Below are 16,311 nucleotides of genomic sequence, written 5' to 3' on the forward strand. Positions count from 1 at the left end.
CAATGCTCCGGCGGTTGTTGGAAAACGCCGGAGCATTATAGAGCGCATCAGGAACGCAGGTAGGGGCGCTCGCCGACAAACAGCACCAGACGCGCCACCTTGCGCCAGTTCGCCGGTGCGCCAGCGCCAACCGCTACCACGCCGGCACTATAGGCAAGAGCGCGTACTTCCATCGGCAGTGAACCCAATCCCTTTTCAGCCTCCATATATTTTCCAGCCTTGGCGGTTTCAAGGAAACGGCGCAGCAACGGCGCGTGCTCGCGCAGGGCCGTGGCGTGCTCCCAGTATGGTCCTGTATCGCGGCCCTCGCGCAATGCCAATGCGCAGATCAGCAGCGTATCCCAGCTTCCATCATTTGCCATCGGCTGATCCAGTGCTGCCCGCACCTGGGCGGCGCTGGCGCCATCCGATGCCGCGACCAGCACGCGCATGCCCGCCAACTGGGATGGGTCGCCCTTCACCGCGTCCAGCGCCCTGTCAAAGTCGCCGCGCGCCAGGAAGGCGTACGGGCTGCCGGCTGCGCGCTCCATCTCCACCAGCGAAGCGACGCGCGAACCAGGACGCGCAAGGCGCGATTTGACTTCGCCATCCAGCAAGCGTTGCAGGCGCTCCAGCTCCACCGGCAGGTCATCCCCCTCATACGGCAGCTTGCCCTGCACCTTGCGCAGCGGTCCGATCGCTTCTTCCCAGGCGCCGTTGTCCATCAAGGTCCGCGCCTGCAGATAGAGTAGCCAAGGGTTGTTGGGGAAACGCGCAATCGCCGCAGCGATGTCCTCTTTGCTGGCAGGCTGGCCGCAGCGCATGGCGAGGTAGGCGCGGTTGCCGTCGTCCGGGCGGGCCTTGGCACGCTCGCGCGCCGCTTCGCAGATCTGCGCCGACTCGTTGGCAACGCGCTGCTCGATGCGGCGCAACTGCACATGCTCCGGATTCGCCTTCAGGCGCTGCGCCAGCACATCCCCGGCGCCCTTCTCATGCGCCAGCTCGAGCCATTCGGAAGTCGACGGCTGTTCGATGCTGTCCCATCGCGCGTGGGCCAGCACCATGGCCTTGATTTGGGCATCGTCCTTCAGGTACCTTACCAGCGACCCTGGCCGTATTCCCGATGCCGCAGCCAGCACCTTGCGCCACTTTTTGTCCTTGCTGGTCACCGTCTGTGGCGCATCCTCAAACAGGATATCCGCATCGGTGTCGAACCAGCGCGGCGCCCCAAGCAGGGTACTCTCGTCATTGCCCGAACCGCCGTAATGGACGATATCTGTTGCCATCACCGCGCCGCCGGCAATGTTGTAGACCGACTGATGCCAGCCGTCCTCGGCGCTGAAACTCTCCAGGAGACTGCCATCGGCAAGGCGTGCTTCGACCCGGTGCTTTGCGTCCATGGTTGCATCCACCTTGGCGTGCTGGCCCGGTTCGACCAGCTTGGCATTGCCGTCGATCATCACCTGCACCGGAATGCCAAGGCCGTTATAGACCGTGACGGTCGCTGTGCCAAGCGCCATGCCCATGCCAAGCACGCTCGCCACGATGCCGCCGGCGACAGCCAGGCGCGCACCGCCGGCCAGCCAGCCGTCGGCGCGCTGGAAGCGCGACCACCAGTCCAGCGATGTCTGCAGCTTGCGCTCCCCGCCCGGCAGCAGCACGCCGTAATCGCGCGGCACCTGGCAGGGCTGCGGCGCGGCGGCAATCGCCTCCCCGCTGCGCACATGGCTGGCTACCAGGGTTTCGCTGACCAGGAGTTGCTCCAGCGCCGCGGCGCGCAGGGCGCCCAGCCAGTTGCTGGTGTGGGAACTCCAGTTCGCGGCCCATTGCAGCCATTCGTTGATGTTCTCGCGTGAGACCGGCGGCAGCGCGAATTTCTGCAGCGAGGCCTGCCAGCTTTCGCTGATTTCAAGGCGTTCCATCAATTGCGGGTCGAGCTGCACGGAGCTGTTGCTTCGATAGAATTCGTCCAGCACGAGGTACAGGCCACCGCAATCGGCGATCAGGCGCTGGATGTTCGACTCGCTCTGGCGGGCGACCGCCGTCACAACCGCGCGCGTGTTCTGCACCAGACCCCACGCATCGCGCACATTGGCACCGCAATGCTCGGCGTAGTGCAGCACATCGAGCAGACTGTCCAGATAGGCCGGCCAGCCTTCGCCCAGTTTGTTCGCAGCCGCGTAATGCCAGGCGCGTACCGTGGCGTCGTGGCGTTGCAGCTTCTCCTCCAGCTGTGCGATACGTTCATCGGTGCGCTGCAGCGCCGCGGGCAACTGGTTCAGCCGGTATTCTTCGCCGCCCAGCTGGACGCGGTTGCCCTGGGCCTTGGCATGGCCGTTGATCACCGCCGACAATTGCGCGCGTTCCTCCTGCAATTGGCGCAGCAGGCGCACATCGTCCTTGAGCGAAAGCGGATACAGCGCGCTCGCCTCTACCGCAGGCTGCGCATCACGGGCCGCGCGCAGTTCCGCCGGCTTGACGGCATGCCGCGTCAGCGAGCGGCCAAAGTACACGCCGCAGTAACGGCTCTGGAAATGCTCGCGGCGGTATTCCTTGGCCAGGCGTTTCAGGCTTTCTTCCAGTTCGACCGGCGCGGCGTTGCCTTCCTGTCCTTCCAGCAGGTGGGCCGTCATGCGCTGGCGCATGCCTGCCGGGTCGTCGAACAGCGACCATGCACTGGACTGGTCGATCGCGGCAGGCAGGTAGCGGCGCTTGGCGTTTTCCTCGCGTTCGTGGTTTTGCGGGTGGGTCTGCCACATGCGCGGCGGTTGGCCCAGTTCCGCCTTGAAGACGCGGTGCAGTTCCGGCTGTTGCTCCGGCAGCGGCGGCACGGTGCCGTAGAACGGATCGTCCAGGATGCCGGCCATGCGCGCCGTGATATGGTTTTGCACGGCGAAGGCGTCGCTGGTGGCGCGGCCGGCGCCATGTTCGCCGAACACGAATCCGACGGTGCGCTCCCAGGCATCGTCGGCTGCGCCCAGGCGGTGCAGCGCGTGCACCAGCGCATCGCTGCCCGTCAGCGAAACGGCCACCAGGTCGGCCTGCATTTCCATTTCGCGCGACAGCGCCCTTTGCATCAAGACCACCAGGCGGAAGGCCTGCTCGACCAGTGAACGCAGCGACCACACGAGGATCTGCAGGAACCAGGCGACCAGGCGCAGTCGTATATCAAGGCGGCCAATGCCTTCAATGAACTCGTCCAGCGCATCGCGGCGCGCCACCATTTCCTGCACCACTTGCTGGGCCACGTAGGCCCAGCGGCCCACCGCCATCGAACGCTGCGCGAAATGGCCGAATTCGTGGGCCAGCACAGCGCGCAGCTCGCCCAGCGGCATGGCATTCACCAGCGGCAGGCCGATTTCCAGGTTTTTCTTCGACGGGAAGATGAGGTTCAGCAGCGACAGGTCGTAAAACACCGCGGCATTCACGCGGTTCGACAGGAACACCCGGTGCGGACGCGGCGCGCCGGCCGTATCGGCCAGCTCCATCAGGTAATCGAACAGGCGCGGCTGCTCGGCGCGCTTGACCTCGACCAGGCCGGGCGACATGGCGTGGCGCACGGCGAAGATCGCCTTCAGCATGACCACGGCCAGCAGCACGGCCACGATCGCGGCGCACCAGTTGCCGAAGCCGTTCCCGCTGTGTTCGCTGGTCTTGACCAGGCGCCACGCGCTCAGCAGGAGCCAAGCGGCAAGGCCGAAATACATCAGGACAAACGCCAGCAGGCCCGCCACGGCGAGGCGGGCGCTGCGCTGGTAGGCGACTGTGGGACGAGTCAGCTCGGCCAAAGCGGCCGGCTGGTGGGGGGTGGCGGTTGCGATGACGTACTCCATAGAATTATTGCATTCAATAATTCTATGGGGAAACTAATTGCTTGTAAATATATTACTGATATTTGCAGCAGATTAAGAGCCAAAATGGTAATTCAGCTCCAGCCAGACTTGGCGTCCCGTCGGGCTGTAATTGCCGATCGGATAATACGGCCAGCCGCCGCTGTCGTCGCGCTTGATGCGGTCGAGCACGTTGTTCACCGCCAGCGTCACGGTGGCTTGTGTGGTCGCCCGGTACACCACGCTGGCGTTGACCAGGGTGGTCGGCGTCAGCCAAGCCTTGCCGGCGCCGTTCGGCACCTTGCCGTAGCGGCGCAGGAACAGGGTAGTTGACCAGTCGCCGGCATTCCATGTCAGGCTGGCGTTCAGCTTGTCGCGCCAGTCGTTGTTGTCGAGGTCGTCCTTGTCGTTCTTGAGCGGGTCGCCGTCGAACTGGCGCGACTCCTGCTTCAGGGTCTTCGAATAATTCAGCCTGGTGATGAAATTGCCGTACGCCGCGGTGCGCACGATGTACTTGCCCGACAGGTCGATGCCGCTCACCTTGGTCGACGCCGCATTGATCGGGTTGACCAGGATGGTCTTGATTTCGCCGGCTTTGTTCAGGGCGTTATCGGCAAAGCGCACAATGCGGCGGAGGGCGTCGGCGCAGGTCGGCGAGCCCAGGTCACCGTTCACCCGGCATGCCGCTTCGTCGCGCAGCAGCTTGTCGGCGCTCAGGTTGGTGACCAGGTCATCGATGCGGATATTCCAGTAATCGAGCGTGACGTCGAAGTCGGCGCTCGGCGACCAGACTGCGCCCAGGCCGCTGGAGCGGCCCCTCTCTGAACGCAGGTCCTTGCTGCCCGTCTGCACGTAGTCCGCGCCGGGCGAGTAGTTGGCGAAGTCGCAGTCGGCGACCGCCTGGCCGGCCTTGGCGCAGCGGTAATAGTCCGTGGTTGAGGCGTAGTAGCCGGTGCCGCGCGCCTTGTAGATATAGTTCATGTCCGGCGCACGGAAGCTGGTGGCGTAATTCCCGCGCAACAGCAGCTGCGTGGCCGGACGCCATTCGATGCCGCCGTTATAGGTGAACTTGCCATCGGCGCGCCCGGCGAAGGTGTAGCGGTCGTAGCGGCCCGCCAGCGTGGCGTCCAGCGACTTCACCAGCGGAATGCTGGCTTCCGCACCGACGGCAAAGCGCTTGCGCGTGCCCGCTGTCACGTCGGACGGCACCACGGTGTTGAAATAGCCCTGGTTGATGCGCGCATCGGGAGTATTGGAGAAGCCCTGTTTCCCCAGCTCCGCCACGGTCGCCACCTTGAGCGGGCCGGCCGGCAGGCTGAAGGCTTCGCCGTTGGCCGTCAGGCTCACTGTGTTGGTCCACGATTTGTCGTCGCTGAGCGAGGCGCCGGTGATGGCATTGAACTCCTCCGGCGTCAGGCGTTTGGACAGCCGCGCCGGGTCGGGGGCGTAGATGGCGATGCCGCTGGCGTTCACGCCCAGCTGGGGGCCGAGGAAGAAGCTGTCGATATTGGCCAGCGCGCGCTGGGTGCGGTTCTGGCTCTTGTACTGCGACGCGGTATAGCCCGCCTCGTACGTCCACGACGAGCTGGGAATTTGGCCGCGCAGGCCGAACGACAGCGAGGCGGCCTGGTCGTCCCAGCGGCGGTTGTAGCGCTCGACGCCGCCTATCTCTTCCGGCGAGATGTAGCGGCTCCACGCCTCGTAGACCTTGGTGTTCTGGTTCCAGAAATAGCTGTCGGTCGCCGAGCGGGAAAGCCAGGACGGGCCGCGCGTATTGTTGGTGCTGCGGTTCTTGCTGTACAGCGCCTCCGCATACAGGGTGGACGTGTCGGACAGCGCATAGTTCGCGCTGCCGAACAGGTTCCGGCTGGCATTGCCGGTCTGCGTGGTCCAGTAGGTCGGCCCCACCTTCGGGCTGGCGCAGTAGCTGCCCGCCTTGGCCGTGTACTTGACCGTGCTGCCGCCGAACAGGTCGCCGAACGCGGCGCAGGCCGTTCCCAGGTCCACATACTTGCCACTGCTGACGTTCTTGCGCGCGGCGACGGAACTCGGCGCCACCCCGTCCTTGCTAGCCATGAAATCACGGTCGGCGCTCCAGAGGGGATCGCGCTCCAGCAGTTCCGCGCTGACCAGGGTATTCAGCTTGCCGAAACTCTGGCCGCCGGTGAACTGCAGGCGCTTGTCGCTGCCGCCGCCGCGTGTCGTGGTGCCGGCCTTCAGGTTGATGTCGTAGCCGCTCGCCTGCTTTTTCAGGATGATGTTGACCACTCCTGCAATCGCGTCGGAGCCGTAGACGGCCGATGCGCCGCCGCTCAGGATTTCAATGCGCTCCACCACGCTCGACGGGATGTTCGCCAGGTTGGTGAAGTTGACCGTGCCTTCGTAGGCGATCGGGAAGTCCGCCATGCGCCGGCCGTTCAGCAGCACCAGGGTATGGTTCGGGCCCAGACCGCGCAGGCTGATGGCGTTTGCCGACGGCGTGAAGGTGTTGCCATAATCGGCGCCCTGCACGAAGCCACTGTTCTGCGTCTGGCTGGTCAGCGCGTCGAAAACATTCTTGTAGCCTTGCTTGGTGATGTCGTCGCCGGTCAGCACGGTGACCGCCGACGGTCCTTCAAGGCTGGCGCGCGGAATGCGCGAACCGGTGATGACGACGGCTTCCTGGGCCTGGGCAACGCCGAACAGCAGCGCGACGGCGCCAGCCGCCAATGGATTCAGTTTGAATTTGTTCTGCATGAAGTGGTCCTCTGGAGAAGAGCGGCCACCTTAGCAATTCAGCCTTCATTTCTGAACGAATGATTTTGCAGATGCATATAAAAAAAGCCGGGGACCCGCCCCGGCTTGTCAGGAAACCCCGTGGTTTCAGGCCGCGTGCGATGCCACAGCCGGTTTGTTGAAGTCGGCCAGCAGCGATGCTTCCTTCTGCTTGGCGGCCTTCAGATGGCGCTCCTTGACGTGGCCGTAGCCGCGGATGTCTTCCGGGATGCGCGCAATCGCCACGGCGGTCGCCAGGTTGTCGGCGTTCAGCTTGCCCAGCAGGCCTTCCACGGTCTTGCGGTATTCGCCGATCAGGGCGCGCTCCATCTTGCGCTCCGCGGAGTAGCCGAAGACGTCCAGGGCGCTGCCGCGCAGGCCCTTGAACTTGGCCAGCACGCCGAAGGCTTTCAGCATCCATGGACCGAATTCCTGCTTGACCAGGCGGCCTTCCTTGTCTTTCTTCGCCAGCAGCGGCGGCGCCAGGTGGAATTTCACCTGGTAGTCGCCTTCGAACATATTGGCGATCTTGGCGCGGAAGGCCGGGTCGCTGTGCAGGCGCGCCACTTCGTACTCGTCCTTGTAAGCCATCAGCTTGTAGAAGTAGCGGGCCACGGCTTCGGTCAGCTTCTTGCTGCCGAAGGCGCCTTCCGCCGTCTGCACCTGCGCCACGAAGTCGCTGTACTGCTTGGCGTACGCGGCGTCCTGGTAGGCGGTCAGCAGTTCCACGCGCTTGGCGATGATCTCTTCCAGCGTCTGGGTGCGCTTGAATTCGATCACGGTGGCCGGGGTGGCCAGCTTGGTCACGGCGGCGGTATCGTGCGCGCAGTAGCGGCCCCAGTTGAAGGCGGCCTTGTTGAACGGCACGGAGACCGCATTCAGCTCGATCGCCTTCATCAGCGCAGCTTCCGACAGCGGCACATGGCCTTTCTGGAAGGAGTAGCCAAGCATGAACATATTGGTGGCGATGGAGTCGCCCATCAGCGCGGTCGCGATCTTGCCGGCGTCGACGAAGTCCACATTGGCGTCGCCGCAGGCGCGCTTGATTTCGGACTGCGAGGAGGTGCCGGGGAATTGCCAGTCCGGGTTCTTCACGAAGGCCGCGGTGGTGGCGCCGGTCGAGTTGATGGCCGCGTAGGTGCGGCCTTCGCCCATGCGCGACAGCGCGTCTTTCGACGCGGTCACGATCTGGTCGCAGCCGATCACCAGGTCGGCGCTGCCGGTGCCGACGCGGGTCGAGTGCAGGTCGGCCTGCTTGTCGGCCAGGCGCACGTGCGACATCACCGGGCCGCCCTTCTGGGCCAGGCCGGACATGTCCAGCACGATGGCGCCCTTGCCTTCAACGTGGGCCGCCACGGCCAGGATCTGGCCGACGGTGACCACGCCGGTGCCGCCGATACCGGTGATCAGGATGCCGTACGGGTTGGCGGTCGACGGCAGGGTCGGCGATGGCAGTGCAGGCACTTCGCCGCCGCCGGCAGCCGCGGCTTTCTTCGGCTTTTTCAAGCCGCCGCCTTCCACCGTCACGAAGGATGGGCAGAAGCCGTTGACGCAGGAGAAGTCCTTGTTGCAGCTGGACTGGTTGATCTGGCGCTTGCGGCCCAGTTCAGTTTCCAGCGGCTCCACCGACAGGCAGTTGGACTGCACGGAGCAGTCGCCGCAGCCTTCGCACACGGCTTCGTTGATCACGGCGCGCTTGGCCGGGTCGGGGAACTCGCCTTTCTTGCGGCGGCGGCGCTTCTCGGACGCGCAGGTCTGGTCGTAGATCATGGCCGACACGCCCGGCATGTCGCGCAGTTCCTTCTGCACGTCCATCAGCTCGGAGCGGTGGCGCACGGTGACGCCCGGCGCCCAGTTGTAATCGTCCGGATATTTTTCAGGTTCGTCGGTGACCACGATGATCGGCTTCACGCCTTCCGCCGCGATCTGGCGCGAGATCATGCCCGGATCCAGCGGGCCGTCCACGTTCTGGCCACCCGTCATTGCCACCGCGTCGTTGTACAGGATCTTGTAGGTGATGTTCACTTTCGCCGCCACCGCGGCGCGGATCGCCAGGATGCCCGAGTGGAAGTACGTGCCGTCGCCCAGGTTGGTGAAGACGTGCTTCTCGTTGGTGAACGGCGCCTGGCCGACCCAGGTCACGCCCTCCGCGCCCATATGGGTGAAGGTGGAGGTTTCGCGGTCCATCCACAGCACCATATAGTGGCAGCCGATACCGGCCATGGCGCGCGAGCCTTCCGGCACCTTGGTCGAGGAATTGTGCGGGCAGCCCGAGCAGAAGTAAGGAATGCGGTCGGTCTCGGGATTGGCCTTGGCCGGCAGGTTTTTCAGCGCCGCCTCCTTGGCTTCCAGGAAGGCGATACGCTCTTTCACGCGGGCCGCGACCGGATGGTCCTTGCAATAATGCTGGATGCGCGACGCGATGGCGCGCGCGATCTGGGCCGGGTTCAGCTCATAGGTCGCCGGCAGCAGCCAGTCGCCGTGGCCGGTCTTGCCCTTATTGCTCCACTCGCCGGTGTCGTCGAACTTGCCGACCACGCGCGGACGCTCGCCGTCCGGCAGGTTGTACAGCTCTTCCTTCAGCGCGTATTCCAGGATCTGGCGCTTCTCTTCCACCACCAGGATCTCGTCCAGGCCCTTGGCGAATTCGTGCACGCCGTCCGCTTCCAACGGCCAGGTCATGCCGATCTTGTACAGGCGGATGCCGATATCGGCGGCGGCTTGCTCGTCGATCCCCAGGTCGGCCAGCGCCTGGCGGGTGTCCAGGTAGGACTTGCCGGCGGTGATGATGCCGATCTTCGGCTTGGGCGCATCCCAGATGATCTTGTTGAGCTTATTGGCGCGGCAGTAGGCCAGCGCGGCGTACCACTTGTAGCTGTTCATGCGCACTTCCATGTCCAGCACAGTGTCCGGCCAGCGGATGTTCAGACCGCCCGGCGGCAGCTCGAAATCGTCCGGCATCTGGATCTGCACGCGGTCCGGGTCGAAGTCGACCACGGCGCCCGACTCGATGATGTCGGTCACGCACTTCATCGACACCCACAGGCCGGTGTAGCGGCTCATGGCCCAGGCGTGCAGGCCGTAGTCGATGTATTCCTGCACCGACGCCGGATACAGCACCGGGATGCCGCAGGCGTTCAGGATATGGTCCGACTGGTGCGCGGTGGACGAGGATTTTGCCGCGTGGTCGTCGCCGGCCAGCACCAGCACGCCGCCGTGCTTGGAGGAGCCGGCGTTGTTGGCGTGCTTGAACACGTCGCCGCAGCGGTCCACACCCGGGCCTTTGCCGTACCACATGGAGAACACGCCGTCGTATTTGGCGTCTTCGAACAGGTTGGTCTGCTGGGTGCCCCAGACGGCGGTCGCCGCCAGGTCTTCGTTCATGCCCGGGTGGAATTTGACGTGGTGGGCGTCGAGGTGCTTCTTGGCCTTGATCGCTGTCATATCGACCGAGGTGACCGGCGAGCCGCGGTAGCCGGTGATGTAGCCGGCGGTGTTCAGGCCGGCCTTCAGGTCGCGCTCACGCTGCAGCATCGGCAGGCGGATCAGCGCTTGCGTGCCGGTCATGAAGGCGCGGCCGCGCTCCAGGGTCCACTTGTCGTCCAGGGTAATGTCGTGCGCAGGCAATAGCTCGCCGCTTTTGACGGGTGCGTTCATCAGGTGTGTCTCCAAAAACTTCTACAAGGATTTGATCGGCGCCCCGTCTTGAGTGCGGGGCTGCCGGAATTCTTTTAACCCGGTAAACCTGGGTCAGACCCAAGGGTCCGACCCGGTCTGCGCTGCCTTATCGGGGTTAAGCAGCCGTCTTGTTAGGGTCGTCCAGCACGCCGCGGCGAATCTGGTCCAGCTCGATCGACTCGAACAGCGCGCGGAAATTGCCTTCGCCGAAGCCCTGGTCGCCCTTGCGCTGGATGATCTCGAAGAAGATCGGTCCAATCACGTTCTGGGTGAAGATCTGCAGCAGCAGTTCGCGTTCGCTGTCGTTCGAATGGCCGTCGATCAGGATGCGCAGGCGGCGCAGTTCCTCCACATTCTCGCCGTGGTTCGGCAGGCGGCGGTTGACCAGCTCATAGTAGGTTTCGATCGTGTCCTGGAACACGATGCCCTGGTCGCGCAGGCCCTGCACGGAAGCGTAGATGCCGTCGCTGCCCAGCGCGATGTGCTGGATGCCTTCGCCGTGGTACTCGTTCAGGTATTCGGCGATCTGCGACTTGTCGTCCGACGATTCGTTGATCGGGATGCGGATCTTGCCGCAAGGCGAAGTCATGGCCTTCGACTTCAGGCCGGTCAGCTTGCCTTCGATATCGAAGTAGCGCACTTCGCGGAAGTTGAACAGGCGCTCGTAGAAGTCGGCCCATTCCTTCATGCGGCCGCGGTGCACGTTGTGGGTCAGGTGGTCGATATAGGTCAAGCCATTGCCGACCGGGTTGGCTTCGGCGCCGGGAATGGCCACGAAGTCGGCGTCATAGATCGAGATGTCGCCGATGGCGCCGGTCGGCTTGCCGTCGGCGGTGTTCTTGCCGCGCCAGCGGTCGACCAGGTACAGCAGAGAGTCGCCCACGCCCTTGATGGCGGGGATGTTCAATTCCATCGGGCCGGTTTTGTTGTCAAAACCCCACGCTCCCAGTTCCAGCGCGCGCTGGTACGCGAAGGCGGCATCGTCCACCCGGATCGCGATGGCGCACACGGACGGGCCGTGCTGGCGGGCGAAGCGCTGGGCGAAGGAATCCTGCTCGGCGTTGATGATGAAGTTGATATCGCCCTGACGGTACAGGGTCACGTCCTTGTGGCGGTGGCGGGCGATCGCGGTGAAGCCCATGTTTTCGAACAGCTTGCCCAGGGCCTTGGGATCGGGTGCGGCGAATTCGACGAATTCGAATCCGTCGGTGCGCATGGGGTTTTCCCAGGGGGTGAATTTCATGGTGCGTCTCCCTATTTGAATTTGCGCACAGTATAGTCCCCTGCAAGCGACATTTAATTGCAAAGATTTCCCGGCACAGAGAGGATTGAGCAATAATATTGCGAGAACTTCGATTGAAAGAGGAATTTATGACCAAGATCGCGCTGGATAAAACGGATCGCAAGATATTGTCGATCTTGCAAACCGATGGCCGGCTGTCCAACCAGGATGTCGCAGAGCAAGTCAACCTCTCTCCCTCGCCCTGCCTGCGCCGCATCAAGCGCCTGGAAGAGGAAGGCGTGATCCGCCAGTACGTGGCGCTGCTGGACCCGGACAAGATCGGCCTGGGCCTGCTGGCCTATGTGAATGTGCGGCTGGAAAAGCACAGCGACGCCGCCGCCCACAGCAATGCCCGCGCCTTGGGTGTGAACCCGACCGGCACCTCGCCGCGCGCCGATTTCGCGGTGGCGGTCGAACAGTGGCCGGAAGTCGTGGCCTGCTACGCCATGACCGGCGAAATGGATTACCTGCTGCGCGTGCATGTGGAAGACATGGACCACTTCTCGCGCTTCATGATGGCTACCTTGCTGCGCCACCCTGCCGTGCTGGACGTGAAATCGTCCTTTGCCCTGCAGCGCATCAAGGACACCACCGCCTTGCCGCTGGTGTAACCATGCGCAGCCTCGTTACCATATTGCTTGCCGCGCTGTGCGGCTTTGCCGCCGCACCCGCCGGCGCCCACGATTTCGGCCCCTACCTGCAAGCCGGCCTGCGCCTGCAGGTCATGCCCACGCTGCCGCGCCTGAAGGATCCCGAGGGCGCCGCCCTCTTGACGGTCTTGGGCGATAACGGCCGCTTCCTGGATCGGGAGCCTTTCGGCCAGGACGACATGAACACGCTGATGGATGTCTGCGGCGTCGCAAACAGGATCAACGTCGCCTACTTGCTTCACGACCTGCAGAAAAGCGTGGCCGGCGTCGATAAAAACGATGCTCAGGCGGTGGCGCGCGCCATGCAAAGCGCGGCAATGAATAATGTCCTCGAGTACCAGGACGAAATTGCCCTGGTCATGCCATTTAGCCTTCGCTGCCAGGCGCGCATTGCGCCGCTGATGGTGACTTTCCTGCGCGACCTGCCGCCGGAGCAGTTGACCGATATCAGGAAAGGCGGCGTGCGGCAGGCGCAAAATGGCTCCTATTCCAGCTACGTCGGCTATCTCTCAACGATTACCGGGGACGGGATCAAGGAAGCCAACCTGCGCCGTTTTTCCGCCGCCATGGCGGATTCGGCGCCGGCCTTTGCCTCGATCCTGCCGCTGCCAATGCGCCGCCAACTGAGGGACCTGGCAACAGCGACCAAGGCGCGGGCACCGGCGGCGCTGGCGGACGATCTGTCGAAGGTGATCGAGGCCATGGACAGCGAGAGCTGCAGCGCAATGTGCGCCATGCGGTAGGCGCGGCGCAACGGTCCCGGTCAGTCGTGCTCGTGCTGGCGCATCGCTGACTGCTCCAGGCGCTGGTAGTCGGTCGTGGCGCGCACCTTGGCGATCGCATTCCAGAGCGCCTCGATGCGCCTTGGGTCCTTGCCGTAAGCCTTGTGGCTGACCATCAGGTGGAAGTCGAAACTGGCGAAGGGCTCCTTCGCCAGCACCAGGCGCCCCTGGAAGCGCGGATCGTCGCGCAGCAGGCCCTCGGCATCGCGCCCCATCAATACCGCCACGTCGGCGCTGCCGGCGGCCAGCAGGCGCAAGCCCTCTTCCGCCGACTTGGGCGTATCGATCACCGTCTGGCCGCGCGCCTGCAGCATTTCCACGATGTAGTAGCCGCGCTGGGCCACCACCAGCTTGCGCGGGTTGACCAGGGTCTTGCCGTCCCAGCTGGCCGCGCTGCCCACGCGCAGATAAAGGGCGATGTGGTCGCGGTACATGGCGCGCTCCGGGTCCTGCGTGCCGTCGGCCCTGGTCGGCGGACGGCTGTACGAGCGCCGGCGCGGGTTGTCGATGGGGCCGATCATGCCGTCCATCACCCCGGTGCGCGTCTCTTCCTCGCAGCGCCGCCACGGGCGCGGTATGTAGTTGAACTGGTCGCCGGTCAAGCGGGCGACGCGTTTGAGCAGTTCGATATTCAAGCCGCTGCCGTCGGGCATGGTCCACGGCGCCTGCGGCACGTCTTCATAGCACAGGTTCAAGGGCGCACTTGCCGCCTGCGCCTGCGCTAGTGCTTGCGGGGCGGCGATGATCAAGCCTAAGGCGATACTGCGCAGGGCGAACGGCATGGACTGCCTCCTCTCGGGTTCAGCCCATTCTACGCCAAGCCGCCACGCCTATCCGCCGTCGGACTTTACCCCGGGGATCCTGTCGAGCAGTTTGGCGGCGGCGCGGACGTTGGCCTTCAGCGCATAGTCGAGCGAGGCAAGCTGCTCCGCCACCGCCTCCTGCAGCACGCTGGCCGGATCGGCCGGGCCCAGTTTCAGATAGGCGTCCGCCTCGCCGTAATCGCGGTGGATTTCCATGCCGGCTTTCTTCGCGATGTGCATCATGGTCGCATTCGACGACAGGCAGTGCATGTACAAGGTGTCGACGTCATTGTTGCGGCAGGCGATATTGGCGCGTTCGAACAGCTTGGAACCGATGCCCAGCCCGCGCGCGGACCGCGAGACCGACACGCCGAACTCCGCCACCTGGTCCTTCTCGGTGGATTTGTGCCGGTTCGCATCGCGCTCGGCAAACGCCAGGTGGCCCACGGCGACCAGCTTGAACACCCGGTTGTAGACGCCAAACACCAGGTCGCGGTCGAAGTCGATGCCGCCCACATAGCGCGCCACCTGTTCGTCGTTGACCGGGGAACCGAAGCGCAGCAGGCGGTCATGGCGCTCCAGCGAAAGAAAATGCCTCAACATGCGGCGGCGGTCGCGCTCGCGCAATTCCTTGACCGGGATGGTCGGACGGTCCGCGCCGCCGAACAGGCCGCGCAAGGGATTGCGGAAGAAGTTAAGGCTGGTCATGGTGATCCTCCTGCGCCCACCGCCTCATGCACCGCCTGCACGCGCGCCGCGCGCACCAGCACCGGGATCTGCTGCGGCGCGGCGGCCGAGCGCTGGGCGATCTCGCCGGCGTTGACCGCGCGCGCGGCGTCGAGCGCTTGGGCCAGCCGTTCGCGCTGCGGTGACAGCGTGGGATCCGCAACAGCTTGCGCGCATGCCGCGGCCGACACCATCTGCAGGAAGCGCGCCGGCTTGCGGAAACCGTCGCAGCGCTCGAACAGGCCGACCAGGGCGGCGGCATCGAGCGCCAGCGCTTGGTCCACGCTGGAACGGTCGCGCGCCGTCATCACGGCCAGGTCGCGGCACTCGGTCGGCACTTTCAGGCGCTTGCAGGCTTGCTCGACCTGCGGCACGCTCAGCGCCAGCGTCAGCGCGGCGAAGCGCTCCGCCAGGTCCAGCTCCCGCCCGGCGGCACGGTCGATCACCGGCTCGACGTCATGTCCATCGCCGATTTCGGGAATGATGTGCGACAGCGCGCCGCAGTCGCGCAGCGCCAGCAGCATGCGCGAGGGCTTTTGCTCCATCAGCCCGCGCGAGATTTCCTGCCAGACGCGTTCAGGCACCAGCGCATCGACCTCGCCCTCGTCCACCATGCGCCGCATCAGTGCGTTGGTCTCGGGCGCGACGCGGAAGTCCGGGTAGCGCGCAGCGAAGCGCGCCAGGCGCAGGATGCGCACCGGGTCTTCGGCGAAAGCGCCCGACACATGGCGGAAAATGCGGTTCTTGATGTCCTGCTGGCCGTGGTGCGGGTCGACCAGCGCACCGTCGTCGCCGCGCGCGATCGCATTGATGGTCAGGTCGCGCCGCACCAGGTCTTCTTCCAGCGTCACGTCGCTGGAGGTGTGGAATACAAAGCCTTTATAACCGGGCGCCGTCTTGCGCTCGGTGCGCGCCAGCGCGTACTCCTCCTGCGTTTGCGGGTGCAGGAACACCGGAAAATCCTTGCCGACGGGGCGGAAGCCGGCCTTCACCATGTCTTCCGGCGTGGCGCCGACCACCACATGGTCGTGGTCCTGGACCGGCAGGCCAAGCAATTCATCGCGCACCGCGCCGCCGACCACATATGTCTTCATTCCCATCAGTCGTCCGGCATCTCCGCGTCGTGCAGTGGCGCGGTTTCGGTTTCCGCCAGCGCGCCGGCAATCCAGGCGTCGACCGCCGGGTGGTTGCGCATCCGCTCGCAATACGCCGACAGCGCCGGCGGCAGCACCACGCCGTAGGTCTTGAAGCGGCACACCACCGGCGCGAAGAAGGCGTCGGCAAGCGAGAATTGGCCGAACAGGAATTCGTTATGGCCGAAGCGGCTCAGGCATTCTTCCCAGATTTCGCTGATGCGGCCGATGTCGGCCTGGGTGGCGGGGGTGCGCCCCTTGCCGGGGTAGCTGCCCTTGATATTCATCGACATGGTGCTGCGCAGGCTGCCGAAGGAGCTGTGCATCTCGGCGCACACCGAGCGCGCCAGCGCCCGCGCCGCCACGTCGCGCGGCCACAGCGGCTTGTCCGGGAACTGCTCGGCCAGGTATTCGCAGATGGCCAGGCTGTCCCAGATCGTCATGTCGCCGGCCACCAGCACCGGCACCCGGCCGCTCGCGCTGTACTTGGCGATATGGTTCGAGGTGTCGGGCTGGTCGAGCAGCACGCGCACCTCGGTGAACGGGATATTGAAGGCTTTCATGGCAACCCAGGGACGCATCGACCACGAGGAATAATTCTTGTTGCCGATGATCAGGGTCAGGCCCGGTTCGCGCGCCGCGGCCAGGGTTTCGGCAAGCTTCGGGTCGAGTTCTGTGGTCTGCATGGTTCTCC

General features: G+C 64.7%; 10 protein-coding genes. 2 read left to right on the forward strand and 8 right to left on the reverse strand.

What is annotated here, in order from left to right; all coding sequences use genetic code 11:
* Positions 1 to 47 precede the first annotated feature (47 nt).
* The 4 genes from H597_RS0116620 to hppD all read right to left on the reverse strand — a co-directional run bounded on the left by H597_RS0116620 (position 48) and on the right by hppD (position 11,484).
* Complete coding sequence (locus H597_RS0116620; RefSeq protein ID WP_051293863.1) at positions 48 to 3,812, reverse strand: M48 family metallopeptidase; 3,765 nt, start codon at positions 3,810 to 3,812, stop codon at positions 48 to 50.
* A 72-nt stretch (positions 3,813 to 3,884) separates the two neighbouring features.
* A complete protein-coding gene (locus H597_RS31290; protein WP_035374544.1) occupies positions 3,885 to 6,545 on the reverse strand; it encodes a TonB-dependent receptor plug domain-containing protein in 2,661 nt (886 codons plus the stop codon).
* Between the two features lie 126 nt (positions 6,546 to 6,671).
* Positions 6,672 to 10,220: an indolepyruvate ferredoxin oxidoreductase family protein gene (locus H597_RS0116630; protein ID WP_028103117.1), complete on the reverse strand. Its 3,549-nt coding sequence runs from the start codon at positions 10,218 to 10,220 to the stop codon at positions 6,672 to 6,674.
* Between the two features lie 136 nt (positions 10,221 to 10,356).
* Positions 10,357 to 11,484, reverse strand: coding sequence for a 4-hydroxyphenylpyruvate dioxygenase (gene hppD / locus H597_RS0116635; protein ID WP_028103118.1), 1,128 nt, complete (start codon positions 11,482 to 11,484; stop codon positions 10,357 to 10,359).
* Positions 11,485 to 11,612: 128 nt separating this feature from the next.
* Here hppD and H597_RS0116640 point away from each other — a divergent pair, with 128 nt between their 5' ends.
* Both H597_RS0116640 and H597_RS0116645 read left to right on the forward strand, forming a co-directional pair.
* On the forward strand, positions 11,613 to 12,134 hold the full coding sequence (locus H597_RS0116640) for an Lrp/AsnC family transcriptional regulator (RefSeq protein ID WP_028103119.1): 522 nt from the start codon (positions 11,613 to 11,615) through the stop codon (positions 12,132 to 12,134).
* 2 nt (positions 12,135 to 12,136) lie between these two features.
* Positions 12,137 to 12,916 carry a hypothetical protein gene (locus H597_RS0116645; protein ID WP_028103120.1) on the forward strand — a complete coding sequence of 260 codons (780 nt, stop codon included), beginning with the start codon at positions 12,137 to 12,139 and terminating at the stop codon, positions 12,914 to 12,916.
* Positions 12,917 to 12,936: 20 nt separating this feature from the next.
* On the opposite strand, the gene H597_RS33375 is transcribed toward H597_RS0116645, so the two are convergent.
* Genes H597_RS33375 through H597_RS0116665 form a run of 4 tightly spaced genes read right to left on the reverse strand, consistent with a single transcriptional unit; the run spans position 12,937 to position 16,303 of the window.
* Positions 12,937 to 13,737, reverse strand: coding sequence for a substrate-binding periplasmic protein (locus H597_RS33375; protein ID WP_051293864.1), 801 nt, complete (start codon positions 13,735 to 13,737; stop codon positions 12,937 to 12,939).
* 48 nt (positions 13,738 to 13,785) lie between these two features.
* A complete protein-coding gene (locus tag H597_RS0116655) occupies positions 13,786 to 14,466 on the reverse strand; it encodes a GNAT family N-acetyltransferase (RefSeq protein ID WP_035374546.1) in 681 nt (226 codons plus the stop codon).
* Entirely contained in the window at positions 14,463 to 15,578 is a 1,116-nt protein-coding gene (locus H597_RS0116660; RefSeq protein ID WP_028103122.1) for a tRNA nucleotidyltransferase/poly(A) polymerase-related protein, read from the reverse strand. Before H597_RS0116660 ends, H597_RS0116655 begins: the two co-directional genes overlap by 4 nt.
* Before the next feature lie 5 nt (positions 15,579 to 15,583).
* Positions 15,584 to 16,303: a glutathione S-transferase family protein gene (locus H597_RS0116665; protein WP_028103123.1), complete on the reverse strand. Its 720-nt coding sequence runs from the start codon at positions 16,301 to 16,303 to the stop codon at positions 15,584 to 15,586.
* Positions 16,304 to 16,311: the final 8 nt, after the last annotated feature.

Source organism: Pseudoduganella violaceinigra DSM 15887 (genome assembly GCF_000425385.1).
In the GTDB taxonomy this organism is placed as follows: domain Bacteria; phylum Pseudomonadota; class Gammaproteobacteria; order Burkholderiales; family Burkholderiaceae_D; genus Rugamonas; species Rugamonas violaceinigra.

Coding starts and splice junctions, on each gene's coding strand:
- H597_RS0116645 (WP_028103120.1), top strand. CDS start 12,137: ATGCGCAGCCTCGTTACCATATTGCTTGCCGCGCTGTGCGGCTTTGCC.
- H597_RS31290 (WP_035374544.1), bottom strand. CDS start 6,545: ATGCAGAACAAATTCAAACTGAATCCATTGGCGGCTGGCGCCGTCGCG.
- H597_RS0116640 (WP_028103119.1), top strand. CDS start 11,613: ATGACCAAGATCGCGCTGGATAAAACGGATCGCAAGATATTGTCGATC.
- H597_RS0116630 (WP_028103117.1), bottom strand. CDS start 10,220: ATGAACGCACCCGTCAAAAGCGGCGAGCTATTGCCTGCGCACGACATT.
- H597_RS0116655 (WP_035374546.1), bottom strand. CDS start 14,466: ATGACCAGCCTTAACTTCTTCCGCAATCCCTTGCGCGGCCTGTTCGGC.
- H597_RS33375 (WP_051293864.1), bottom strand. CDS start 13,737: ATGCCGTTCGCCCTGCGCAGTATCGCCTTAGGCTTGATCATCGCCGCC.
- hppD (WP_028103118.1), bottom strand. CDS start 11,484: ATGAAATTCACCCCCTGGGAAAACCCCATGCGCACCGACGGATTCGAA.
- H597_RS0116620 (WP_051293863.1), bottom strand. CDS start 3,812: ATGGAGTACGTCATCGCAACCGCCACCCCCCACCAGCCGGCCGCTTTG.
- H597_RS0116665 (WP_028103123.1), bottom strand. CDS start 16,303: ATGCAGACCACAGAACTCGACCCGAAGCTTGCCGAAACCCTGGCCGCG.
- H597_RS0116660 (WP_028103122.1), bottom strand. CDS start 15,578: ATGAAGACATATGTGGTCGGCGGCGCGGTGCGCGATGAATTGCTTGGC.